General features: G+C 72.9%; 27 protein-coding genes. 13 read left to right on the top strand and 14 right to left on the bottom strand.

All coding sequences use genetic code 11. The features are described from left to right. The 3 genes from MNZ29_RS08285 to MNZ29_RS08295 form a co-directional block, all read left to right on the top strand. A partial coding sequence (locus MNZ29_RS08285) for a TspO/MBR family protein (RefSeq protein WP_242354828.1) occupies positions 1–521 on the top strand: 521 nt, incomplete at its 5' end. Between the two features lie 93 nt (positions 522–614). Continuing rightward, the gene (locus MNZ29_RS08290; RefSeq protein WP_242337455.1) at positions 615–983 is read left to right on the top strand and encodes a response regulator; all 369 of its coding nucleotides are present in this window, start codon (positions 615–617) and stop codon (positions 981–983) included. 43 nt (positions 984–1026) lie between these two features. Continuing rightward, positions 1027–1575 (top strand): TlpA disulfide reductase family protein, encoded by a 549-nt coding sequence (locus tag MNZ29_RS08295; protein WP_242354832.1) that lies wholly within the window; start codon positions 1027–1029, stop codon positions 1573–1575. A gap of 114 nt (positions 1576–1689) precedes the next feature. On the opposite strand, the gene MNZ29_RS08300 is transcribed toward MNZ29_RS08295, so the two are convergent. The 5 genes from MNZ29_RS08300 to MNZ29_RS08320 all read right to left on the bottom strand — a co-directional run bounded on the left by MNZ29_RS08300 (position 1690) and on the right by MNZ29_RS08320 (position 5197). Then, positions 1690–2040, bottom strand: a complete 351-nt coding sequence (locus tag MNZ29_RS08300; RefSeq protein WP_242337452.1) for a hypothetical protein — start codon at positions 2038–2040, stop codon at positions 1690–1692. 40 nt (positions 2041–2080) lie between these two features. Continuing rightward, positions 2081–2995 (bottom strand): SDR family oxidoreductase, encoded by a 915-nt coding sequence (locus MNZ29_RS08305; protein WP_242354834.1) that lies wholly within the window; start codon positions 2993–2995, stop codon positions 2081–2083. A 91-nt stretch (positions 2996–3086) separates the two neighbouring features. Further along, positions 3087–3614: a GbsR/MarR family transcriptional regulator gene (locus tag MNZ29_RS08310; protein WP_242337448.1), complete on the bottom strand. Its 528-nt coding sequence runs from the start codon at positions 3612–3614 to the stop codon at positions 3087–3089. 80 nt (positions 3615–3694) lie between these two features. Beyond that, positions 3695–4909, bottom strand: coding sequence for a DUF1015 domain-containing protein (locus MNZ29_RS08315; protein WP_242354836.1), 1215 nt, complete (start codon positions 4907–4909; stop codon positions 3695–3697). A gap of 66 nt (positions 4910–4975) precedes the next feature. Beyond that, complete coding sequence (locus MNZ29_RS08320) at positions 4976–5197, bottom strand: hypothetical protein (RefSeq protein ID WP_242337444.1); 222 nt, start codon at positions 5195–5197, stop codon at positions 4976–4978. A 342-nt stretch (positions 5198–5539) separates the two neighbouring features. On the opposite strand from MNZ29_RS08320, the gene MNZ29_RS08325 reads away from it, so the two are divergent. The 3 genes from MNZ29_RS08325 to MNZ29_RS08335 all read left to right on the top strand — a co-directional run bounded on the left by MNZ29_RS08325 (position 5540) and on the right by MNZ29_RS08335 (position 9601). After that, positions 5540–6913 carry a CxxxxCH/CxxCH domain-containing protein gene (locus MNZ29_RS08325; protein ID WP_242354838.1) on the top strand — a complete coding sequence of 458 codons (1374 nt, stop codon included), beginning with the start codon at positions 5540–5542 and terminating at the stop codon, positions 6911–6913. 210 nt (positions 6914–7123) lie between these two features. Beyond that, the gene (locus MNZ29_RS08330) at positions 7124–8152 is read left to right on the top strand and encodes a CxxxxCH/CxxCH domain-containing protein (protein WP_242354840.1); all 1029 of its coding nucleotides are present in this window, start codon (positions 7124–7126) and stop codon (positions 8150–8152) included. 270 nt (positions 8153–8422) lie between these two features. After that, positions 8423–9601 carry an acyltransferase gene (locus MNZ29_RS08335; protein ID WP_242354875.1) on the top strand — a complete coding sequence of 393 codons (1179 nt, stop codon included), beginning with the start codon at positions 8423–8425 and terminating at the stop codon, positions 9599–9601. On the opposite strand, the gene MNZ29_RS08340 is transcribed toward MNZ29_RS08335, so the two are convergent. Beyond that, positions 9598–9879, bottom strand: a complete 282-nt coding sequence (locus MNZ29_RS08340; protein WP_242354842.1) for a DUF6132 family protein — start codon at positions 9877–9879, stop codon at positions 9598–9600. The two genes, MNZ29_RS08335 and MNZ29_RS08340, sit on opposite strands and share 4 nt — an antisense overlap. Before the next feature lie 136 nt (positions 9880–10015). Between MNZ29_RS08340 and MNZ29_RS08345 the strand changes: the two genes are divergently transcribed. After that, entirely contained in the window at positions 10016–11116 is a 1101-nt protein-coding gene (locus MNZ29_RS08345; RefSeq protein WP_242354844.1) for a cytochrome-c peroxidase, read from the top strand. A gap of 68 nt (positions 11117–11184) precedes the next feature. Then, positions 11185–12015 (top strand): 3'-5' exonuclease, encoded by an 831-nt coding sequence (locus MNZ29_RS08350; RefSeq protein ID WP_242354846.1) that lies wholly within the window; start codon positions 11185–11187, stop codon positions 12013–12015. Between the two features lie 96 nt (positions 12016–12111). Here the strand turns inward: MNZ29_RS08350 and MNZ29_RS24400 are convergent, their stop codons facing one another. The 3 genes from MNZ29_RS24400 to MNZ29_RS08360 all read right to left on the bottom strand — a co-directional run bounded on the left by MNZ29_RS24400 (position 12112) and on the right by MNZ29_RS08360 (position 15583). Further along, on the bottom strand, positions 12112–12243 hold the full coding sequence (locus MNZ29_RS24400) for a hypothetical protein (protein ID WP_255821210.1): 132 nt from the start codon (positions 12241–12243) through the stop codon (positions 12112–12114). 94 nt (positions 12244–12337) lie between these two features. Beyond that, on the bottom strand, positions 12338–13441 hold the full coding sequence (locus MNZ29_RS08355) for a DNA topoisomerase IV subunit A (protein WP_242337432.1): 1104 nt from the start codon (positions 13439–13441) through the stop codon (positions 12338–12340). A 9-nt stretch (positions 13442–13450) separates the two neighbouring features. Beyond that, complete coding sequence (locus MNZ29_RS08360; RefSeq protein WP_242354848.1) at positions 13451–15583, bottom strand: DNA topoisomerase VI subunit B; 2133 nt, start codon at positions 15581–15583, stop codon at positions 13451–13453. Positions 15584–15721: 138 nt separating this feature from the next. On the opposite strand from MNZ29_RS08360, the gene MNZ29_RS08365 reads away from it, so the two are divergent. Continuing rightward, the gene (locus MNZ29_RS08365) at positions 15722–16654 is read left to right on the top strand and encodes a zinc metalloprotease HtpX (protein WP_242354850.1); all 933 of its coding nucleotides are present in this window, start codon (positions 15722–15724) and stop codon (positions 16652–16654) included. 21 nt (positions 16655–16675) lie between these two features. Here MNZ29_RS08365 and MNZ29_RS08370 read toward each other — a convergent pair whose 3' ends face one another. Genes MNZ29_RS08370 through MNZ29_RS08380 form a run of 3 tightly spaced genes read right to left on the bottom strand, consistent with a single transcriptional unit; the run spans position 16676 to position 18619 of the window. Further along, positions 16676–17104 (bottom strand): hypothetical protein, encoded by a 429-nt coding sequence (locus MNZ29_RS08370; RefSeq protein ID WP_242337426.1) that lies wholly within the window; start codon positions 17102–17104, stop codon positions 16676–16678. 26 nt (positions 17105–17130) lie between these two features. After that, the gene (locus MNZ29_RS08375; protein ID WP_242354852.1) at positions 17131–18159 is read right to left on the bottom strand and encodes a zinc-binding dehydrogenase; all 1029 of its coding nucleotides are present in this window, start codon (positions 18157–18159) and stop codon (positions 17131–17133) included. 19 nt (positions 18160–18178) lie between these two features. Continuing rightward, on the bottom strand, positions 18179–18619 hold the full coding sequence (locus MNZ29_RS08380; RefSeq protein ID WP_242354854.1) for a hypothetical protein: 441 nt from the start codon (positions 18617–18619) through the stop codon (positions 18179–18181). Positions 18620–18739: 120 nt separating this feature from the next. Here MNZ29_RS08380 and MNZ29_RS08385 point away from each other — a divergent pair, with 120 nt between their 5' ends. Both MNZ29_RS08385 and MNZ29_RS08390 read left to right on the top strand, forming a co-directional pair. Next, positions 18740–19153 (top strand): hypothetical protein, encoded by a 414-nt coding sequence (locus MNZ29_RS08385; RefSeq protein ID WP_242337420.1) that lies wholly within the window; start codon positions 18740–18742, stop codon positions 19151–19153. Between the two features lie 103 nt (positions 19154–19256). Next, positions 19257–19433: an FmdB family zinc ribbon protein gene (locus MNZ29_RS08390; RefSeq protein ID WP_242354855.1), complete on the top strand. Its 177-nt coding sequence runs from the start codon at positions 19257–19259 to the stop codon at positions 19431–19433. 64 nt (positions 19434–19497) lie between these two features. On the opposite strand, the gene msrB is transcribed toward MNZ29_RS08390, so the two are convergent. Next, entirely contained in the window at positions 19498–19920 is a 423-nt protein-coding gene (gene msrB / locus MNZ29_RS08395) for a peptide-methionine (R)-S-oxide reductase MsrB (protein ID WP_242354858.1), read from the bottom strand. Between the two features lie 125 nt (positions 19921–20045). Here msrB and MNZ29_RS08400 point away from each other — a divergent pair, with 125 nt between their 5' ends. Both MNZ29_RS08400 and MNZ29_RS08405 read left to right on the top strand, forming a co-directional pair. Beyond that, positions 20046–20537, top strand: a complete 492-nt coding sequence (locus tag MNZ29_RS08400; protein ID WP_242337415.1) for a peroxiredoxin — start codon at positions 20046–20048, stop codon at positions 20535–20537. After that, entirely contained in the window at positions 20537–20755 is a 219-nt protein-coding gene (locus tag MNZ29_RS08405) for a hypothetical protein (RefSeq protein ID WP_242354860.1), read from the top strand. The genes MNZ29_RS08400 and MNZ29_RS08405 overlap by 1 nt, the downstream gene beginning before the upstream one ends. A 52-nt stretch (positions 20756–20807) precedes the next feature. Here the strand turns inward: MNZ29_RS08405 and MNZ29_RS24915 are convergent, their stop codons facing one another. Then, positions 20808–21722: a folate-binding protein YgfZ gene (locus MNZ29_RS24915; protein WP_242354862.1), complete on the bottom strand. Its 915-nt coding sequence runs from the start codon at positions 21720–21722 to the stop codon at positions 20808–20810. Positions 21723–21752: the final 30 nt, after the last annotated feature.

The following is a 21752-nucleotide window of genomic DNA, read 5'->3' on the forward strand; positions in this document are numbered from 1 at the left end:
GAGGCATGACCGAGCTCGACATCCGCCACCTCACCCCGCCGGGCCCCGGCGCGCGGCTCCTCGCCTTCGGGACCTTCGCCGGCGCGACCGCAGCGGTGTCGGCGCTCGGCGCGGCAGCGACGCGGCGCTCCGTGCAGAGCCGTTGGTACCGGCGCCTCGAGAAGCCGCGGTACCAGCCGCCCTCTGCCGCCTTCCCGCCGGTCTGGACCGCGCTCTACGCGCTCATGGCGACGTCCGGGTACCGCGTGTGGCGGAGCAGGTCGCCCGTCCGCCGCCGCGCCCTCGCGCTGTGGAGCGCGCAGCTCGCGCTGAACGGGGCATGGTCGCCGGTCTTCTTCGGCGCGCGCCGGCCGCGCGCGGCGCTGGGGGTGCTCGCCGCGCTCCTCCCGGTCGTCGGCGCGTACGCCTGGAAGGCGCGCCGCGTCGACCGGGCCGCCGCGGTGCTGATGCTGCCGTACCTCGGCTGGTCCGGCTTCGCGCTCGTCCTCAACGCGAGCATCGTCCGGCGAAACGCCCCGTAGCCGGCGCTCGCCCGGCGGGGTGAGCCCCGCGATCCTGGGACCTCGTCGAGCTTGCCCCTCGCGGGGGCGAGCGTTATCCAACCGGGCGAGCGGATGAGCCCCGAGCCAGCCAGGATCCTCGTCGTCGACGACAGCGCCGCCCTGCGCGAGAACCTGCAGGAGTGCCTCGAGCTCGAGGGCTACCTCGTCACGCTGGCCGAGGACGGCGCGCGCGCGCTCGAGACGCTCGCCGAAGGGCCGCCTCCCGCCATCGTGCTCCTCGATCTCGTCATGCCCGGCATGGACGGGCGCGAGCTCGTCGCCCGGATCCGCGAAAACCCACGCCTCGCCGGCGTGCGCATCGTCATGTCGAGCGGCCACACCTCCTCGCGGATGCGGCAGGGGATCGAGTTCGACGCGTTCCTGCCGAAGCCGTTCGGCGTGGAGGAGCTGCTCGCGGCGCTGCGCGGCCTGACCGCATGAGGCGCGGCGCATCCCTCCCGCCCGCCGCGGCTCCCACCGGCGCATGAGCTCTCCAGACCCAGCAGCCTCGCGCCTCGCGGGCGCCTACCGGCGCCTCCGCGGGACCCGCGCTGCGAGGTGGGCCGTCGATCTCGCCTTCGTGCTCGCGGCCGTGCTGCTCGTGGGAGCGTGGCAGACGCGCGGCCACCTCGAGCGCGGAACCGCGCCTTCGATCGTCCTCCCGTCGCTCACCGGGGAGCGCGTCGCGCTCGACTCCCTGCGCGGCAAGCCGGTCCTCGTGGCCTTCTGGGCGCCGTGGTGCCCGGTCTGCAAGGCCGCCTCCGGCAACCTGTCCTGGGTGAGCCGCCTCGCCGGCGCTCGCGCCCGCGTCGTCACGATCGCGGCGGCCTACGAGGACCTCGCCGACGTACGGGCCTACGTGCGCGAGCAGGGCGTCGAGCTCCCCGTGCTCCTCGCGGACGACGGGGCGCTGCGCGCCTTTCGCGTCGACTCGTTCCCGACGTACTACTTCCTCGACGCGCAGGGCCGCGTGAAGCGCTCCGCCGCCGGCTACACCACGACGGTCGGGATGCTGCTGCGGCTCCTCCTCTGACGAGACCCGCGGCTCGAGCCGCGACCGAGGCGCGTCGAAGGCGCGCGGGTCGCCCCGAGCGCGTGCGGCGCGAACCCAGGCGGGGAAACGACGAAGCGGCGGGTCCCGCGGCCGTCACCCCGCGGGCGGTGCGCCGTCGTTGCGCCGCGGGAGGAACCGCGAGACCTGCAGGCCGATCGCCGCGAGCGCGACGAATGCGCCGGACAGCGCCGAGCCGAGCGCCGCCTTGTAGAAACCCAGGGTCGGTTCAGCGAGGGAGCCGGACCGTCCGAACACCACGATCCCCACGAGCGGCGCGAGGAACAGCATCACGTTCGCATAGCGGACCCAGAACCCCGCGCGCTCGGGCGTCCCGCACACGTCGGTGAGCACGGCGCGCAGCGGGCGCGTGAGCACCGCGGTGATGCCCACGCTGCAGAGCAGTGCCGTCAGCACCTCGATCGAGAACATCGACGCAGAAGTCATCCTCTCCTCCCCTCTCCCTGCCGCACGCCGGTCGATTCGCTCACCGGTAGTGCCTGCCGAGCTCGGACGCCCACTCGATCCCGAGCCCGTCCGCGTGCGCGGCGAGCCACTCCGTGAAGCTCGTGACGGCGGTGGGCGGCCCGCCGGAGACGAGCAGGTTCGCGGTGAGCCCCTCGACCTCGTCCTTCGTGAGCACGACGTCGCCGAGCGGCGCGCGGAGCGCGCGGGCCGCGCCGAGGAGCAGCCACCGCGGGACCGGCACGATCGCGGCCCGCGAACGTACGGCCGCGCGGACGAGCCGGACGAGCTCGTCGAACGCGAACACCTCGGGGCCGACCGCGTCGAGGACCACGTCCCCGCCGCGCTCTCCCTGCTCCACGGCGAGCCGCGCCACGTCCTCGACGTGCACCGGCTGGATGCCGTAGGCACCGCGCGCCACCCCGAACACGGGGAGCCGTCGCAGCAGCCACGCGATGTTGTTGATGAGCACGTCCCTGCCGCCGAAGAACACCGCGGGGCGAAGGATGGCGTGGGAGAGCCCCGACTCGCGGAGCGCCCGCTCGACTTCGGCCTTGCCGCGGAAGTACGGCAGGGGCGAGCCCGACGCGGGGTTCGTGATGGAGACGTGGACGACGCGCTCGACGCCGGCCTCCGCCGCCGCGCGGAAGAGCGCGCGGCTGTTCTCGACCGCCCGCGCGAACGTCGACGCGCCGTGATCGAAGCGGACCCAGTAGGTGTTGTAGAGGACCCTCACGCCCGCGAGCGCCTCGCGCATCCTGGACGGATCATCGAAGCGGAAGGGCTCCACCTCGACGCGTCCGCCGAAGGGATCGGGGCGGTCCGGGTGCCCGGTGAGCGTCCTCACGCGCTCGCCGCGCGCGAGGAGGAGCCGCGCGATCTCCCTCCCGCTGTAGCCGAAGGCGCCGGTGATCGCGTGGACGTGTGGGCGGCTCATGGGCTTTCCTCCTCATCGACCATCAAGGTTCAGAATTTTATGAACGTCGTGGGTACGCCGATTCCCTTCCGCGCCCGCGAGGCGGCCCGAGCTACCCCTTCCCGTTCTGCCTTCGGCCGAACGGCATCCCGGCGATGAACGCCAGGGCCGAGCGGGACGACTGCGGGTCCTGGAGGAACCGGTTCACGACGCCCTCCACGGTGGTGAGGAGGTCCGCCATCTGCTCGAGCCGACCGCGGACCGCACCGGTCGCGCCCGGCGCGTCCACGAGCGCGTGGATCGCCTCCAGGGCCGGATCGAACTCCCGCCGCTTTCGCTCCTTCAGGATGCGGAAGAACATGAGCCAGACGTCCGGCTCGGTGACGTAGAAGTCCCTGCGTTCGCCGGCCACCTCGACCTGCCGCACCACGCCGAACGTCCGCAGCTCGCGCAGCGACATCGAGGCGTTGCCCTTGGAGATCTGGAGCCGCTCGGCGATCTCCTCGAGCGCGAGGGGCTCCTCGGTCGCCATGAGCAGCGCGTGCACGCGCGCCACCGACCGGTTGATGCCCCAGAGCGAGCCCATCGCGCCCCAGGCCTCGACGAAGCGCTGCACTGTCTCGGGAGTCGCCGCCGGCATCGTGCGTTCAGAATATTGAGAACGATCGTCCGACGTCAACGCCCCCGCGAGGGGCGGGCTCGACGGCGAGAAGAGGACGGCTAGAACCGGTGCACGAACAGCCCCGACCTCAGCTTCGGCTCGAACCAGGTGCTCTTCGGCGGCATGAGCTTGCCGGCGTCGGACACCGCGATGAGCTGCTCGATGCGCGTGGGGAAGAGGTGCAGCGCGAGCGACCAGCCCTCCTCCTTCACGCGCCGCTCGAGCTCCTCGTGGCCGCGGATGCCGCCGACGAAGTCGACGTCCTTCGAGGTGCGGGGGTCGGCGATGCCGAAGATGGGCGCCAGGATCTGGTCCTGCGCGATCGCGCAGTCCAGCGAGGCGACGGGGTCCTGCGCCGGGTACGAGCCCGGCCGCACACGGGCGAGGTACCAGCGGCCCGCCGCGTAGATGCCGAAGGCGAGCGGGCCGGGCGGCCGCGGGTCGCTCGCCGGCGAGACGTCCATCACCTTGCCGATCTCGCCGAGCAGCTCGCCCGCGGTCCGGCCGCGCGGGTCCCGCACGAGCCGGTTGTAGGCGAGGATCTGCATCTGGTCGTGGGGGAACACGACGGCGAGGAAGGCGCCGTGCTCGCCGGGCTGACCAGCGCGCTTCGCGTGGACGCGCGAGGCGGCGGCGGAGCGGTGGTGGCCGTCGGCGACGTAGAGCGCCGGCACGCCCGCGAAGAGCGCCTCGAGGCGCGCCCCGATGGCGGCGGGCACGACCCAGAGCTGGTGGCCCACGCCGTCCGGCGTCACGAGGTCCACCTCGGGCGCGGCGCGCTTCACCTCCTCGATCGCGCTGTCGATCTCCGGCGCGGCCCGGTAGGTGAGGAACACCGGCTCGTCGTGCGCGGAGAGCGTGTCGATGTGGCGGACGCGGTCGTCCTCCTTGTCCGCGCGCGTCTTCTCGTGCTTCTTGATGACGTCCCGGTCGTACTCCTCGACGGAGGCGCAGGCGACGAGGCCGGTCTGCCGGTGCGCGCCCATCCGCTGCGCGTACACGTAGAAGCGCGGCTCGGGATCGGCGCGCAGCACGCCGCGCTGGACGAGCTCCGCGAGGTTCTCGGCGCCCTTCGCGTACACCGCGTCCGCGTGCTCGTCCGTGCCCTCGGGCAGGTCGATCTCGGGGCGCGAGACGCGCAGGTAGCTGTCGGGGTTGCCCTTCGCGAGCGCGCGCGCCTCCCGCGTCGAGACGACGTCGTAGGGGGGCGAGGCGACGCGGGCGGCGAGATCGGCGGGCGGGCGCAGCGCCCGGAACGGCTTCATGGTGGCCATGCGGTCCTCCGGCGAGGCCGGTCGTTCTAGCAGAACGCCGGCCGTCGCGCTCGGGACGCCGCGGGCCTAGCCCCAGAGCTTGTCGTCGCGCGTCGGCAGCACGCGGCCGCAGATGGCGCAGATCTTCACCCGCGCGCCGGTCGTGGCGTGCCGGCCGTCCGCGTAGTTGTGATCGCACTCGTCGAGGAGCTTGGCCTCTTCCGCGCGCAGCGCGGCGAGCATGCCCTCGTGCTTGGCGATCTCGGCCCGCAGCTCGTCGCGGCGGGCCAGCCGTTCCGTCTGAGTCACGGCGTGCCTCCGATAGGGTGAAGGGCGAGTGTACGCCAGCGGGGTAGCCGGCGACATGCGGCCAAATGGACCTCGGCGCTGGACCCCGGCGCTGCACGCAAGGGTTGCGTGAGGGCTCCACCTCGCGCGGAGCCTGCGCGCGGGCGCACGCTCGCCTGGCGCACCTCGGTGGACAGCTCGCGACCAGAACGAGCGTACGTGCCCGTCACGAGGAGGGTGCGACATCTGCGACCTCCTGAGCGCCCACAACGCCTCACCCCTTCGGGGCACAACGGTTGCTAGCAGTGAAGCTCCCCGCGCGTCCGGACCGTCGTCCTGCGCGCCTCGCCGCCCGGAGAGTCGATGGCCCACCCGAAGCGCCTGATCCTCTGCGTCGCCCTCGCCGTTCTCGCCGCCACCGGCTGCGACGGCGCGGCCCGCCCCGTCGACGGCCAGCCCGGCTCGGGCGAGGGCTGCACGACCTGCCACGGCGACGCGACGCGCGTGACGGACTCACCGCTCGTGAAGGCCGCGCCGGCGACCGGCGCCCACCTCGCCCACCTGCAGGGCTCCACGTTCCGTGATCCCATCGCCTGCGCCGAGTGCCACCCGGTGACGACCAGCGCCGCGCACTCGAACCAGACCGTGGACTTCGCCTGGGGACCGCTCGCCAGCGCGCGGGGCGCGACGCCGTCGTACGACCCGGCGAGCGGCACCTGCACCAACGCGTGCCACGGGGCGGCGCCCTCGCCGGCCTGGACGGCGGACGTGACGCTCGACTGCACGAGCTGCCACGGTCACCCGCCGGCCTCCGCGCCGCACGATCCCTCGAAGCAGGACTGCTCCGTCTGCCATCCGGGCACCGTCCTCGCGACGGGCGAGCTCAACCGCGAGGCGAAGCTCCACCTCGACGGCGAGATCGAGGCGGGCGGGATGCATCCGACCGGCTGGAGCGATCCGGCCCGGCACGGGCAGGCCGCGATGACGGGGCTCGCCGGCTGCGCCGCCTGCCACGGCGCGGACTACGCGGGCGGGACGAGCGGCATCTCCTGCACCGCGTGCCACGCCGCCGCCGGCCACGCGGGCTGGGCGACGGAGTGCACCTTCTGTCACGGCGACCGCGCGAGCGGACGCGCGTCGCCCCCCGTGGACACCCACGGGCTCTCCCTCGTCACGAACGTCTCGGTCGGCGCCCACGACGCGCACGTGGGGGCGACGCTCTCGAGCCCGGTGGCCTGCGAGGCGTGCCACCCCTCGCGGGTGGGGAGCGACGTCCGGACCGACGCGGCGCACGTGGACGGTGACGGCGTCGCCGAGGTTCAGTTCGGCGCGCTCGCGAAGACGGGCGGCAAGACGCCCGTGTACTCGCGGGCGAGCGCGACGAGCGCGAGCTGCGCGTCCACGTACTGCCACGGCAACTTCAGCGGCGGCACGGTCGCCACGACGAGCTGGACGAGCACGACGCCGATGACCTGCACCTCCTGTCACGGCAGCCCGCCCGATACCGGAAAGCACACGTTCCACGTCGGCGGCTTGGGACTCCAGTGCGCCAACTGCCACGCGAGCGTGGTGGACGCGGCGAGGGCGATCACGGCCCCGGCGCTCCACGTGAACGGCACGAAGGAGGTCCAGTTCGGGGGAACCTGGGGCACGGTCTCGGTCAAGGGAACCTGGTCCTCCGCCTCGCGCTCCTGCTCGAGCCTCGCCACGGGATGTCACGGTCAGAAGAGCTGGTAGTCCTCGGCAGGTGAACGGACCGCCGCGCCCCGGGGTGAATCCAGGGCGCGGCGGTCCCGTGAGCACGCGACACGGAAGAGCGACGCCGTCTGGGTACATCGGCGTATACTCTTGCGCGCGGTCAACGAGGTTCGTCCGCGCCCGCGGCATCCTCCGGCAATCCGCCGGGCCAATCGCGCCCGCGACTCGCTCTCCCGAGGTTCGACACACATGGTCAACCCGCGCTTCGCCCTGCTCGCCCTCACCGCGAGCGGCATCATGCTCGCCGCTTGCGACGACGCCCGGACGCTCGAGGCCCGCGAGGAGGGCGCGACCGCCGGGACGTGTGCCGCGTGCCACGGCTTCCCGCCGCCCGCGCCGCACCCCCAGTCCCAGAGCTGCTTCGTCTGCCACCCGCAGACGGTCGACGCGAACAGCGACATCATCCCCGGCGGCGCGCACCAGAACGGGCGGGTCGACCCGGCCGACGTGAGCTTCGGGCACCCCGCGAACTACCTCGCGGAGCACAGCAGCGACGCGATCCGCGACATCCGCCGCTGCGCCGAGTGCCACGGCGCGAGCTACGACGGCGGCTTCGCGCAGGTGTCCTGCAACGGGTGCCACGGCGTGATCGGCTTCGCGAGGTGGCAGTCGAACTGCACGTTCTGTCACGGCACGCGTGACACGGCCTTCACGCTCGACCGCCTCGCCGAGGCCGCGCCGCCCGGAAGCGTCGCCGGCGCCACCGCCACCACCGACCCCGGCGTCGGCGCGCACCAGAAGCACCTCGGGAACGGCAGCGTCCTCTCGAACGGCTTCCAGTGCCAGACCTGCCATCCGGTGGGAGGCAGCCTCGACCACCTGACGGGCAAGGCGGAGGTGACGTTCGAGTTCCTCCCGCTCGCCTCTGCCGGCGGCGCCACGCCCGCGTTCACGAAGGGGACGCAGACCTGCAGCGTCTACTGCCACGGCGCGACGCTCGCGGGCGGCACCGCGACGTCGCCTCGCTGGACGCAGGCGCTCACCTCCTGCGACTCCTGCCACGGCATCCCGCCGGCGTCGGGCTACCACGCGACCCACGCCGCGAAGGTGACCTGCGCGGAGTGTCACGTCGGCTACACCAACACCTCCGTGGACAAGGACACGCACGTGAACGGGGTGCGCGACGTGAACGAGGTCATCATCGGCGCCGACCACTCGCACACGGTCGTGGCCGACGCTCGCGTGCAGGGCTGGAACTGCGCCGCCTGCCATCCCTGACGCGCGCTCTCGCGCGCGCCTGACGAGGGCCGGGGGTGACCCCGGCCCTCTCCTTTTCCCCAAGCCGGTACGCACCGTCGCGAGAGGCCGCGCCGCCGTACGCCGTCCCGCGTCGGCCGGGCCGCGCACGGGCGTGCGATGGCGATGGCGTCACGGATGGCTCGCCCCGCCCCGGCCGAGGCGAGAGTAGCCCCCTCGCGCGGCGCTCCCCTCGGGACCCCCCGCGCGCGGCGCTGCCGCGCCCGGCTGAACGGTCCCATCTTGCGGGTCGTGCAGGCCTCGCGGCGCGACCGGCTCGCTCCCCTGACCGGGCTCCGCTTCGCCGCGGCTCTCGGCATCCTCCTCTACCACTATGGCGCCCCGCTCGTGGCGGGGCTCCCGGCGTGGGTGGATCGCGTCCGGGTCGGCGGACACGTCTGGGTCGGGCTCTTCTACGTGCTCTCCGGGTTCGTGCTCGCCTGGGCCCATCCGCTGCCGATGGCGCCCGCCGAGCGGCGGACGTTCTACGTGGCGCGCTTCGCCCGGCTCTACCCCGCCTACCTGCTCGCGTTCCTGCTCATCGCGCCGTTCGCGCTCGAGCGCTGGCAGGGGGGCGGCCCCGTGGCGCTCGCCAAGGCGGCGACGGTCGCGACGGCGTGCCTCCTGCTCGCGCAGGCCTGGGCGACCCCCATCGCCCGGCTCTGGAACCCGCCGGGCTGGTCCACCTCGGTCGTGGCGGCGTTCTACGCGGCGTTCCCGTTCGTGGCGGCGCGGCTCTCGCGCCTGTCGCGCCGCGGCCTCGCGCTCGCAGCGCTCGGCGCCTGGGCGGCGAGCCTCGCCTTCCCGCTCCTCTACCTCGCGCTGCGGCCCGACGGTCAGGTCGAGCCGGCCACGCTCACCTGGGAGGAGCCGCTCTGGCTGGAGGCGCTGAAGTTCCACCCCGTCGCTCGCGCCGGCGAGTTCGGCGTCGGCGTCGCGATCGGCCTGCTCCACCACCGCGGAGTGAGCCTCGGACGGCTCGGGGGCGCGGCGGCCGCCGCTGCGCTCGGCGCCGTGTTCGTCCTCCTCGCGTGGGGCGGCGCGCCCTACGTGCTCGTGCACAACGGGCTGGCGGTGCCGCTCTTCGCGATCGCGCTGCTGGGGCTCGCGGCCGGCGGGAGCGGCCCGGCGCGCGTCCTCGCGTCGCCCGCCGCACGCTCCCTCGGCGACGCGAGCTTCGCGCTGTACGCGCTGCAGGAGCCGCTCTGGCGGTGGGCGCGCCGGCTCGTACCGGAGGATCCGGGCGCGGCACCGAGCGCCGCGTTCGTGCTCGGGTTCGCGGGGTTCGCGATCGCCGTGTCGATCATCGTGTCGCGCTCGCTCGAGCGCCCGGCGCGGCACGCGCTGCGAGCGCTGCTCGGTGGCGAGCGCGCCGGGACGCGGGCTCCGCCCGCCGAGGTGTCGGGGCTCGCGCCGGCTGAACGGCGCTAGAGTCCCCGGGGTGCCGCGCACCTAGGCGGGGCCACCGGGGCCCTGCTCGCGCGCGGACGCGTCGGCCCGGTCGCTGCCTGCGCGCCGGCCGGGGAGCCCGACCACAACCACGCCGCCGCGAAGCCGAAGAAGAGCGCGGCCGTCCAGACGCTCGAGGTGAGCGGGCACGTCCCGGTGTTGCAGCCGATGAAGTAGGCGTACGCGGCGCCTGCCGCGGCGCCCACGGCCGCGCCGCCGGCGGTCCGCCAGTGGGCGCGCGCGATGGCTCGGGCGTTCATCGCTCGTGGGAGCCCCGGAGTCGAGGAGCGGTTCGCCGCGAGCGGGCGGGCGGGTGCACGGCGGGCGGCTCTGCACGGGGATGCGACGGCGTTCTGCTTGACCGCGGGGCGGGCGGGCCTTTTCGTAGGGGCTCCGATGAACCGCGCCCTCCTCGCCTCGCTCGCGCTCCTCGCCCTGGCGCTCTCCGCGTGCCGCTCCGCCGACGTCCGGCCCGCCGCCGCGCCGGGATCGCCGCCCGCGTGGGAGGCCGACAACCCGGTCCGGCCGCTGCCGGCGCCTCCGCTCGGGAGCCCGGCGGACTTCTCGACGGTGCCGTGGGTCACCCCGCAGAAGGTCCGGCTCGGGCGCTGGCTCTTCTACGACCGGCGCCTCAGCGCGGACGGCACGATCTCCTGCGCCACCTGCCACCGGCCGGAGCACGCGTTCTCAGAGCCCACCGCGGTCTCGACCGGCATCCGCGGCCAACAGGGCCGCCGCAAGTCGCCGCCGATCCTGAACGCCGCGTGGCCCGTGTACCCGCGCTACTTCTGGGACGGGCGGGCCGCGACCCTGGCGGAGCAGGCGCAGGGGCCGCTCGCGAACCCGGTCGAGATGGGCAACACGCTCGACCACGTGGTGCTCACCGTCTCGCGCGTCCCCGGCTACGCGCCGTACTTCCGCGAGGCGTTCGGCGATCCGCGCATCGACGTCGCGCGCGTGAGCGAGGCGATCGCCGCCTACGAGGCCACGCGGCTCTCGGGGAACTCCGCCTACGACCGCTTCGCCGCCGGGGACGAGGCGGCGCTCTCGCCGGAGGCGCGGCGTGGGATGGAGCTCTTCTTCGGCCGCGCGCAGTGCGCGCAGTGCCACCTCGGTCCGAACCTCTCCGACTCGCAGTTCCACAACCTCGGCGTCGGCTGGCGCCCGCCCGCGGACGCGGTCCAGCCGCTCCTCGAGGGCTTCGCGGACAAGGGCCGCTACGAGGTCACCCGCGACGAGAAGGACGTGGGTGCGTTCAAGACACCCACCCTGCGCGACTGCTCGAGGCACGCGCCCTACATGCACGACGGGTCGATGGCGACGCTGGAGGAGGCCGTGCTGCACTACTGGCGCGGCGGGTTCGCGAACCCGTGGCTCTCGGAGCGCATCGTGCCGGTGCCGATGACGCGGGCCGAGCTCTCCGCGCTCGTCGCGTTCCTGCGGGCGCTCGACGGCGAGGGCTACGCCGACGTCGCGCCGGGGGTCTTCCCGCAGTAGCGGCGCCGCGGCAGTCCGGCGAGGCGGTGTCAGACCGGCTTGCCACACTTCGATGCGTGCGGCGCTTCGTGACGCTGGATCTCGAGACTGTCCCCGACGAAGCCCTCGTCGGCGCGGTGGACGGCGAGCCTTCTCGTCCGTACTCCGAGCAGCTCCGCCGCGTGGTCGCCGATCGCCGCGCCCGCACCGGCGGCAGGAGCGACTTCCTCCCCCTGCCCTACCACCGGCCCGTGGCGGGCTGCCTGCTCGAGGCGGTGGAGGACGGCGGGATCGTGCGGGTCGTGGACGTCTCCGCGTGGACGGATCGCCGCGGCGACGAGGCGGCCTTCCTCGCGCGCACCTGGGAGCGGCTCGAGGGCGCCGCGCTCGTCACGTTCCACGGCAAGGGGTTCGATCTCCCCGTGCTCGAGCTCCGCTCGCTCAAGCACTCCGTGCCGACGCCCGCGTGGTTCACCGGCGGGAGACGCTTCGGCGCGGCCGATCACTTCGACCTGAAGGAGCTGCTCGCGGCGCAGGGCTCGGGCGGCGCGGCGCCGCTCGACCTGTACGCGAAGCTCGTCGGCCTGCCGGGCAAGGAGGACGTGGCCGGCGCGGACGTGCAGGCGCTCTATGCGGCGGGCGCGCTCGATCGCATCGCGGCCTACTGCATGACCGACGTCGTGCAGACGTTCCTCCTGTTCCTGCGGTACCGGCTCGTCGAGGGGTCGCTCACGCCCGACGGCTACGCCGAGAGCGCCGCGCTCGCGCGCACCGCGCTCCCGCCGCTGTTCCTGCGGCGGCTGCCGCTCGGGGAGCAGTCGGCGCTCGACGGCTTCCTGGATCGCTGCGCGGGGTACTTCGGCGAGGGGCCCGAGGACGCTCGCCCCCGGATCCCGGCGAGCACGGCGCGAGCGGGCTGAGCTCCCGCTCCACCTTCGACGGCCGGGAGCGAGCGGGCCAGAGCGCGATCGCGTCGTGCGCCAGGCCCTGCCCGCAGCCGTCTCCGCGGCTCGGCGCTACTTGGGCGAGCGCTTCGCCTTGCGCTTGCGCTTCACCGACAGCGCGCGCTTGCGGGTGGCGGTGGCGCGCTTCGTCTTCGAGCGGTTCGCGACCTTGCGCTTCGAGCGGTTCCCCTTCTGTGCGGGCATGCGTCCCTCCTTTTGAGGCGTGTGAGCGCGGGAGTGTCGCCGCGAGCGTGCGCGCCGTCAACTCCGCGCGGCGGCGCGGGGGAGCAGGCGGCGGCTACTCGAGCCAGTCGCGGTCGCGCAGCTTCCGCGGCAGGTACTCCTCGGTGATGAAGCTGATGCCGCGGCGGGAGAGCGCCTCGAGCTCGAACTTGAGGCCGGAGCGCACCATCTCCTGGATCTCGCGCTGCCACTGCTTCGCCTGGAACCACGGGTAGGCGAGCATCTGCTTCGCGCGGTTGTTGTCGCCGTCGTCCATCCTGATCGCGACGTTCACGGGCAGCTTGTACTTGTCCTTGTCGAACGACGAGAGCCCGACGAAGCGGGCGTCAGGCACCGCCATGCGCATCGACTCGTAGGCGAGGTTGATCGAGCCCTGCTTCATGACCGAGTAGATGTAGAAGCCCCACGGGTCGTTGTCGACGAGCACGTAGACGGGGAGCTTCAGCTCGGAGTGGAGGCGCTGCACGAGGCGGCGGACGCCGCGCGGCGGCTGCCCTCCGCCCTGCAGGATGATGCACTTCTCCCGCTTCCAGAACTTGTCCTCGTTGAAGCGCGTCCAGACGGCGTCCTTCTCGATGAGGAGGATGTACTTCGCCTCGTGGCGGACGAACTCGATGACGTTCTCCTCCACGATCGAGGGGACCGCCCACCCGCCCGAGCCCATCCGGCGCAGATCGATGGTGTCCCCGGTGTCGCGGATGGTGATGGGACCGACCATCGAGCCCTTCCGCGAGGCGAACAGGTGCAGCTCCTCGCGGAGCGCGTCGAGCGCGACCTCGAGGTCCTCGATGATCGGGTCGGACTCGTCCTGCTCCTCGAAGGTGTTCTGCTTCGTGTCGCCGATGGTGTGCTTGGTGATGTAGTAGAGGTCGCGGATGCTCGTCGTCTTGCCGCCCTCGATGAGCTCCTTGCAGGCGTCCGACACGAGGAACGTCTGCATGAACTTCTTCGCCATCGCGACGTTGAAGAAGTAGCGCTTCTGGCGCTGCGACCCGAGCTCGATGAGCCGCCGCTTCTCGTTGAACTTCACGTTCGCGAGCGAGCGGATGGGGATCTCGACGAAGGGGTTCTTGCCGCCCTTGACCGAGCGGACGACCGTCTCGGCGAGCTTCTCGATCTTCTGGGCGGTCTGCTTGGAGACGGCGTCGAGCCTGGCCATGGTCGTTCCTTACTCGTCCTCGTTCTCGGCCCGGCGCGGGCGCTTCGTGAGCTTCTTCGACTGCTCCTCGAGCGCCGCGTCCACCTCCGCGAGCTCCGCCTCCGTGACCCGGTCGGCGAGCCGCAGGAACTCGCGCTTGATGGGCTCCGGGCTCTTGCCGGTGATCTTGCCGATCGCCTGCGCGACCTCCTGGATGTAGAGCTCGAAGATGCCGCGGCGCTGCGCCTGGTAGTCCGCGTGCTGCTTCTTGCGGATGTGCGCGGCGAGCTTGCGGCCGCACTCCTGCGCCGCGAGCTGGATCTCCCGCATGATCTCCGGGTAGTGCGCGACGGCCTCCTTCGCCTCGCTCGTGAACGGCACCCACACCGACGCGATGTGGACGAGGAGCGCCATGGGGCCGACCGGGAGCGAGCCCTTCGGCTGCGAGAGCAGGTAGTTCCGCCAGTCGGTCTTGACGATGGCCTCGGTCGTGCCGCACGCGCCGCGCTGGAAGAGCAGCGGCACGCGGTTCGCGAACCGGAAGAGCTCGATGGGCTTGTCCGCCGGCCAGGAGCCGCCGTAGGCGAGCCCGACCTCCACCTGGAACGGGTTGCCGCGGTAGACCTTGGGCGGCCGCGTCACCGTCGCGATGAAGTAGTTGTGCCCCTTGATCTTCTCGACGCCCTCCTCGGGCGGCGCGTCGGGCACCTCCGGCGCGGCGGCCTTCGCCGCCTTCTCCTTCCGGGAGGCCTTCTTCTTCGTGGCCTGGTCGAGGTCGAGCTGCTCGTCCGCCTCGGGCCCCTCCGTCTCGACCACGTTCAGGAACGAGATGAGCCCGCGCTTCATGAGCTCGTCGCCGATGGGCGACAGGCAGTTCGTCGGCGGGTTCATGATCTTGGTCGCGCCGATGGCCCGGTGGAGCTTCTCAGCGAGCGTTCGGTCCTCGCCGAGGTCGCGCGGGCGCACGCGCCCCTTGAACGCCGCGCGCTTCACGATCTCGTCCGCGACCTGACCCGAGACGCGCGAGAAGCCGCTCTGCAGGAACCCGCGCACGTCGCGCGACTTCGACTCGGCCGCCATCAGCATGAGCGCCCCGAGCTCGACGCCGTGCGGGTGCGGCTTGATCTCCACCGCCTCCTTGGGGAGCTCCTCGGTCGCGCGCGGGAACGTGAGGAGCTGCTGGCGCGGGCGCAGGTAGTGCACGGTGGCGTGCGGGTTCGAGAGCGCGGTGTGCTCGACGTAGCGGTTCACGAACCGCTGGCCGGCCTGCCAGTTCGCGACGATCTCGAGCTCGACGCGGGTGCCGTGCTCCTGGTGCCACTCGTCGAGCTGGCGGTCCTCGGTGACGACCGGGTTGTTCTTCCGCGTGTCGATCTGGATCTCGAAGAAGTGCGCCGGCTTCCCCTTGCCGGTGCGCGACGTGACGCGGATCGGTCGGCCGGTGGTGAGCTGGCCGTACATCGCCGCGGCGCTGATGCCGATGCCCTGCTGGCCGCGAGACTGCTTCAGCCGGTGGAACTTCGAGCCGTAGAGGAGCTTGCCGAAGATCTTCGGCGCCTGCGCCTTCACGATGCCGGGGCCGTTGTCCTCGATGACGACCACGAAGCGGCCCTCGCCCTTCGTGAGCTCGGCCTTCGGTGCGGGGGGAACGGCACCCCCCGCGCGCTTCGGGGCAGGCTCCTCCGCTTCGGTGCTCTCGAGCCCGAGGTCGCGGACCTCGATCGTGATCTCGGGGAGGATCCCGGCCTCCTCGCAGGCGTCGAGGGAGTTGTCGACCGCCTCCTTGATCGTCGTGAGGAGCGCCTTCGAGGGGTTGTCGAAGCCGAGGAGGTGGCGGTTCTTCGTGAAGAACTCGGAGATCGAGATCTCGCGCTGCTTCGACGCCATCTGCTCGGCGGTGGCCCGCCGGCGAGGCGCCTTGGGTGCCTCGGGCGGCGCCTCCTCCGCCTCGGCCGCAGGCTCGATCGCCGGCAGGAGCTCCGGCTCGGGCTCCGGCCGGGCTCGCGCCCTGCGCGGAGCGGCCGCGGGCGCGGCCTTCGTCGTCCTCGCGCCCCCACGCCGGGCGGGCGCCGGCTCGACCTGGACGAGCTCGAGCTGCGCCTTCTCGACCCTCGCCGCGGGCCGCCCCTTCCCCTTCGCCGCTGTCGCCTTCCGAGATGCCATGACCGGGCTAACCTCGCGATATCGCCTGGGCCGGCTTTAGCACGGGAGCCCCACGGGCGCGAGAAAGCATCGACGCGCCGGGCCTCCGCCCGCCCGCCGCGTTTGACGCGGCCGCCCGGGTGGTTACCTACTCCGCATATGGCCTGGAACGAAGCGACGACGCCGCGCGGGATGAACCGACCGACGGGCGGATTCGGCCGCAACTACCTGAAGACCGCCATGCTGATGGCCTTCCTCATCGCGATCCTCGCGATCGGCGGCCAGATGGTGGGCGGCACGGGCGGGATGCTCCTCTTCGGGGCGATCGGCCTGGTGTTCAACTTCCTCTCCTACTGGTTCTCCGACCGGATCGCGCTCATGGCGCACCGCGCCCGGCCGGTCACGCGCGAGCAGCTCCCGGACGTCTACGAGATCGTGGAGCGGCTCACGCGCAAGGCGGGCATCCCGATGCCGGCCATCTACGTGATCCCGTCGCCTACCCCGAACGCGTTCGCGACCGGGAGGAACCCGAGCCACTCTGCGGTCGCCGTGACCGAGGGCATCCTGAGCATCCTCGACCGCCGCCAGCTCGAGGGCGTGCTCGCGCACGAGCTGTCGCACGTGCGCAACCGGGACGTGCTCATCGCCACCATCGCCGCGGCGGTGGCGGGCCTCATCGCCTCCCTCGGCCACATGATCCAGTGGGGCGCGATCCTGGGCGGCTTCGGCGGCCGCTCCGACGACGACCGCGGCGGCAACGTCTTCGCCGCGCTCGCCTGGGCGCTGCTCGCGCCGATCATCGCGATGATCGTGCAGCTCGCGGTGTCGCGCTCGCGGGAGTTCGGCGCGGACGCCTCCGGAGCGGAGCTCACCGGCGACCCCGACGCGCTCGCCGACGCCCTCCTCTCCCTGGAGCGCGGCAACGAGGTGCGGCCCTACGCCTACGGCGGCCCCGCCACCGCGCACCTGTTCATCGTGAACCCGTTCCGCGGCGCGGGCGGCAAGATGCTCCAGCTCTTCTCCACGCACCCGCCCATCGAGGCGCGCGTGGAGAGGCTGAGGCAGATGCGGCGCGGCGTCCGTTATGCCTAGCCGCCGGCCGGCAGCCCCCCGTTAGAAGGCACAGCTCGTCGACCCGCTCGCGACGACGTCGAGCCTCCTCGAGATGGTGGTGTTCGTCGCCGGGTTGTAGACGAGGATCTCGTAGGTGCCGACCTGCGAGGGCGCGGCGAAGGTGCAGTTGATCGCGTTGAGGTCACAGCCCGGCGGGCACGAGTTCGCGTTCTCGCAGGCCTCCACCACCGGGTCGAGCTGGATGGTCCCGCTCGAGGTCGCCTGCGACAGGTCCACGTCACAGCTCGCGGCGCTCTGGTTGCACGTCGGGCAGAGCCGGAGCGGCACCGACACCGTCGAGCCGGGCGTGGCGGTGCAGCCCGCGACCGCGTCCACCCGCGGCGTCTCGGTGGGGCACTTCTCGCCGCAGGCGGAGAGCCCGACGGCGGCGGCGCAGGCGCCGATGGCGATGATGCGTCGAAGCGTCATGTCCCGTTCCTCCCTGGGCTCGGCCGTCACGGCTCGAGCACGATCTTCCCGAACTGCGCCCGCTCGGAGAGGAGCGCCTGTCCCTTCACGGCGTCCGCGAGCGCGAGGGTCCGGTCCACCACCGGCCGGAGCTTCCCCTCGCCCACGAAGCGAAGCACCTGCACGAGCTCGGCCGCGGTCCCCATCGTGGAGCCCAGGATGGAGAGCTGCCGGAAGAACACGTGGCGGAGGTCGGTGAGCGGGTCGTACCCGGTCGTCGCCCCCACGGTCACGATCCTGCCCCCGATCCCGGCGGAGAGGATCGACTTTTCCCACGTCTTCTTGCCCACGTGCTCGAACACGACCTCCACGCCCCGCCTGTCGGTGAGCCGCCTCACCTCCTGGACGAAGTCCTGGGTCTCGTAATTCACCACCTCGTCCGCGCCGAGCTCCTTCGCGCGCCGCAGCTTCTCGTCCGAGCCCGCCGTCGCGATGACGCGCGCCCCGTGGAGCTTCGCGATCTGCACCGCCGCGACGCCCACGCCCGAGCCTGCGGCGTGCACGAGCACGGTCTCCCCGAGCCTCACCTGCGCCCGCGCGACGAGCGCGTGCCAGGCGGTCATGAAGGTGAGCGGGACCGCGGCGGCCTCCACGAACGAGAGGTTCTCGGGCTTCGGGAGGACGTTCCGCGCGGGCAGGAGGAACCTCTCGGCCATCCCGCCCGACACGTGCTCGCCCAGGATCGCGAAGCGGCGGCAGAGGTTCTCGTGGCCGGCGAGGCAGCGCTCGCAGTGCCCGCAGCCCAGGCTCGGGTTCACGACCACCGCGTCGCCTGCCTTCACGCCCTCGACGCCGGGGCCGACCGCCTCCACGACGCCCGCCACGTCGGACCCGAGCACGTGCGGGAACGCGAGCTTCAGGCCCTGCCAGCCCTTGCGCACCCAGATGTCGAGGTGGTTGAGCGCCGCCGCCTTCACCGCCAGCACCACCTGCCCCGGCCCCGGGGTCGGCTCCGGCAGCTCGACGAGCTTCACCACCTCCGGGCCGCCGTGCTCGCGGATCGCGATCGCCTTCATGTCGTCGTCCTCGGGGGTGTCAGGGTGGGGGCTGCCCGCGCAGGAAGCGGCTCGCGCAGATCTTGGCGTCGATCGCGCTGCCGCTCGACGTCCACGCCGGATCCTGCCGCATCACCCGCGCCTCGCACACGAGCCAGCACCCGAGCGGCCCGCAGAGGCCCGGGTCGTTGGGATACCAGTAGTAGAGCACCTGACACTGCGGGTCTGCGGCGCTCGAGGCGGCGCAGGTGTCGTTGCCGCCCATCGGCGCGAGCGCCGCGTTGCAGAGCGGGCCGACGACGACGGGGTAGCTGCCGCTCCGTACGTCGAAGGCCTGGTTCGAGTCGCGGAGGGTCGCCCCGGCCCCGACGAGTCCCCTGCAGTCCGCCGCGATGCGATCGAACGCGCGCTCCTCGCGGCCCGAGCCGCACGCCGCGGCGACGAGGACGAGCGCGAGGGCGAGGGGCCGGCGCGGAAGCATCTCCACACGATTACACGGCTCACGCACGGGTGCCACGCGCCCGTGGGGGCAGGCGAGCGGCGGTGGGTCCGGGTGGGGATCCCGCCCCCTCGTGCTCCCCCCGCGCGCTACATTCGCCGCGTGATCGTCCGCATCGACGTCGTCCCAATCGTCCTCGAGATGCGCCGCGTGATCGTCGCCGAGATCGTCGGCGGCTACCACGGCCAGGCCCAGCTCGGCCGGTGGTGGCTCCCGTCCGGCCTGCTCGGCGAGGACGAGCAGCCCGGCGACGCGGCCCGCCGCATCGTCAAGGCGCACCTGGGCCTCGAGCTCGAGGGCGCCGTCGTGGTGGGCACGCGCTCAGCGCCGGTGGGCGACGCTCGCCACCTCGCGCTCGCAGTGGCGGGCGCCGTCACGGGCGGCGAGCCCGCGCTCGGCCCGACCGTCTCCGGGTTCGCCGCGCGGACGCTGCCCGAGCTGCCCGACCAGGTGGGCTTCTGGCATCGCGACGACGTCGCGGTGCTCGTGGCGCGCTACGAGAAGCTGCGCGCCTGAACGCCGGGCGGTAGCAGACCGCGCGCCGGCTCGCCCGCGCGTCGCCCTGCGAAGGGCATGGCGCCCTCGGACCGGGAGCGGATCATCCGCCCAGGAGGTCGCGATGCCCGTCTACGAGTTCTTCTGCCGCAAGTGCCAGAAGCCGTTCACCGAGGTGATGCACGTGGCGGAGCACGAGGCCGGCGTCGCCGAGTGCCCGGAGTGCCACAGCAAGGCGGACGTCGAGAAGCGGCTCTCCACGTTCACCGCGGTGACGAGCCGGAAGTCCGCCGGGCTGTGAGGCGCGCCGCGCGGCGCCGTGACGTCGCGGTGACCGCGCGCGAAGCTCCTCGATCGCCCTCGCCTCAGCGCTCGACCAGCCGGAGCGGCTCACCCTCGGGCACGTGCCTCATCGCGGCGGAGTTCATGCAGTAGCGGAGCCCCGTCGGCGGAGGGCCGTCGGGGAAGACGTGGCCGAGGTGCCCCTCGCAGCGCGCGCAGCGGACCTCGGTGCGCACCATGCCGTGAGAGCGGTCCTCGACCTCGGTGAGCGCGTCGTCGGCCACCGGCCGCGTGAACGACGGCCAGCCCGTCCCGGACTCGAACTTCTCGCCCGAGCGGAAGAGCGGATTCCCGCAGGCGGCGCACACGTACGTGCCGGGGTCCTTCGTGCCCAGGAAGCAGCCCGTGAACGGCCGCTCCGTGCCGTGGTGTCGGAGCACCTGGTACTCCTCGGGCGAGAGCCGCCTCTTCCACTCCTCGTCGCTCAGGAGAAGCTTGCCGGGCATGCGGTCGGACCTCCAGGGGCGCTTCCGCGCCCGGCGGTCATAACGGCGCGCCCGCGCGCCTGCCCCCGCGCGCGCATTGCCCGCCCGCCCGAGGACCGCTAGGAAAGCCGTCGGAGAACCCCCGAATGAAGATCCCCCTCCTCGCGATGCTGCTCGGCTCCGCCGCCCTGAAGGTCGGCGACAAGGCCCCCGACTTCACCCTGCCCGACACCGAGGGCCTACCGGTCAGCCTGTCGAAGCTGCTCGAGAAGGGACCGGTGATCCTGGCCTTCTACCCGAAGGCCTTCACGCCCGGCTGCACGAAGCAGAACGCGAACTTCCGCGACCGCTACGGGGACGTCTCCGCGAAGGGCGCCCAGGTCGTCGGCATCTCGACCGACGACGTCGAGACGCAGCGCAGGTTCAAGGCGGAGATGAAGCTGCCCTACCCGCTCCTCTCCGACGCGGGCGGCAAGGTGGCGAAGCAGTATGCCGGGACCATGGCGGTGATCGGCGTCGCGAACCGCGCCAACTTCGTCATCGGGCAGGACGGCACCGTGAAGGAGATCGTCGAGGGCGGCGACGCCGTCGACCCGACGGCCGCCATCGCGGCCTGTCCGCTCCGGAAGGGGACGTGATGAAGCTCCTCGACGTGATGGTCCGCGACCTCCGCCGCCGCCTCCTCGGCATCTCGCCCGAGGAGATCCGCTACACCTTCGAGGACGTGCGCTCGGAGATCCGCTCCGTGCGCGCGGAGCTGAAGCAGGAGATCGAGGCGGTCCGCAAGGACATCGACTCGCTGCCTTCGCGCCAGGACCGCCCGGCCGGACCCGAGATCCCGGTCGCCGAGGCGTGACGAGCGTGGTTCGCCCGCGCAGCGCCGTCACGCGGTGAACGGGGGCGGTGAACTACAGGTCCGGCTCCTCGACGAGGACCCGTCGCACCGTCGCCGGCTCGCCGCCGGCGTCCACGGCCGCACCGCACTTCCAGTGCGCGCGACGCAGGTAGCCGAGGCCGATGCGCCCCTCGGGCGTGTCCGCGGCGCTCGTCACGACGCCGACCTCCTGGCCCGCGGCGGTGAGCCTCGTGCCGGGGCCGGCGCCCGCCGGCAAGGCGAGCTGTACGAGGCCGCGCTGGAGGTGGCCGCGGGCGGTCGCGCGGAGCACGACCTCCTGGCCGATGTAGCAGCCCTTCGTGAACGAGATCGCCGCGCGCGTGAGCCCGGCCTCCATCGGCAGGCGCGTCGAGTCCACGTCGGCGCCGAACCGGGGGACGCCGCCCAGGATGCGGAGCGCCTCGAGGTCGGAGTCCTCGAGCGCCACCGCGCCCTCCGCGACGAGCTCCGCGCGCAGCGCCTCGGCCTCCTGCGGCGGGAGGATCACGTCGACGCCGGGCGTGCCGCGCCGATCGTGCGCGAGCCGCTGCGCTCCCGGCGCGCGCCGCTCGACCCGGCGCGCCGACTCCGGCCCGAGCACCGGCACGACGCGCAGCGCCGACGAGAGGTCCTCGAACACGACCTCGTCCATGATGACGAGCCGCTCGAGGTGGGCGAGCGCGTCGGGGAGCGCCTGCGGGGCGAGGTCGAGGAGGAGCCCCTCCTCCTGCGCGAGCACGTGCCCCTCCGCGAGGAGGTGGCCCTTCGCGTTGAGGAACGTGGCGTACGCGGACTCGCCCGGCCGTAGCCGGTTCAGGTCCTGCGTGGACATCCGGTGCAGGTAGTCCTTCGCGTCCTTGCCGGTCGCGCGCACGAGCGCGCGCGCCTCGACCGGCCCGACCGCCCACGTCTCGCGGGCCGCCCGGAGCTTCTCTGAGAGCGTCGTCACGCCGAACGAATAGCGTCCCGGGGGGCGGCG

The sequence above is a fragment of the Anaeromyxobacter sp. SG64 genome (genome assembly GCF_022690745.1).
Lineage (GTDB): Bacteria > Myxococcota > Myxococcia > Myxococcales > Anaeromyxobacteraceae > Anaeromyxobacter > Anaeromyxobacter soli.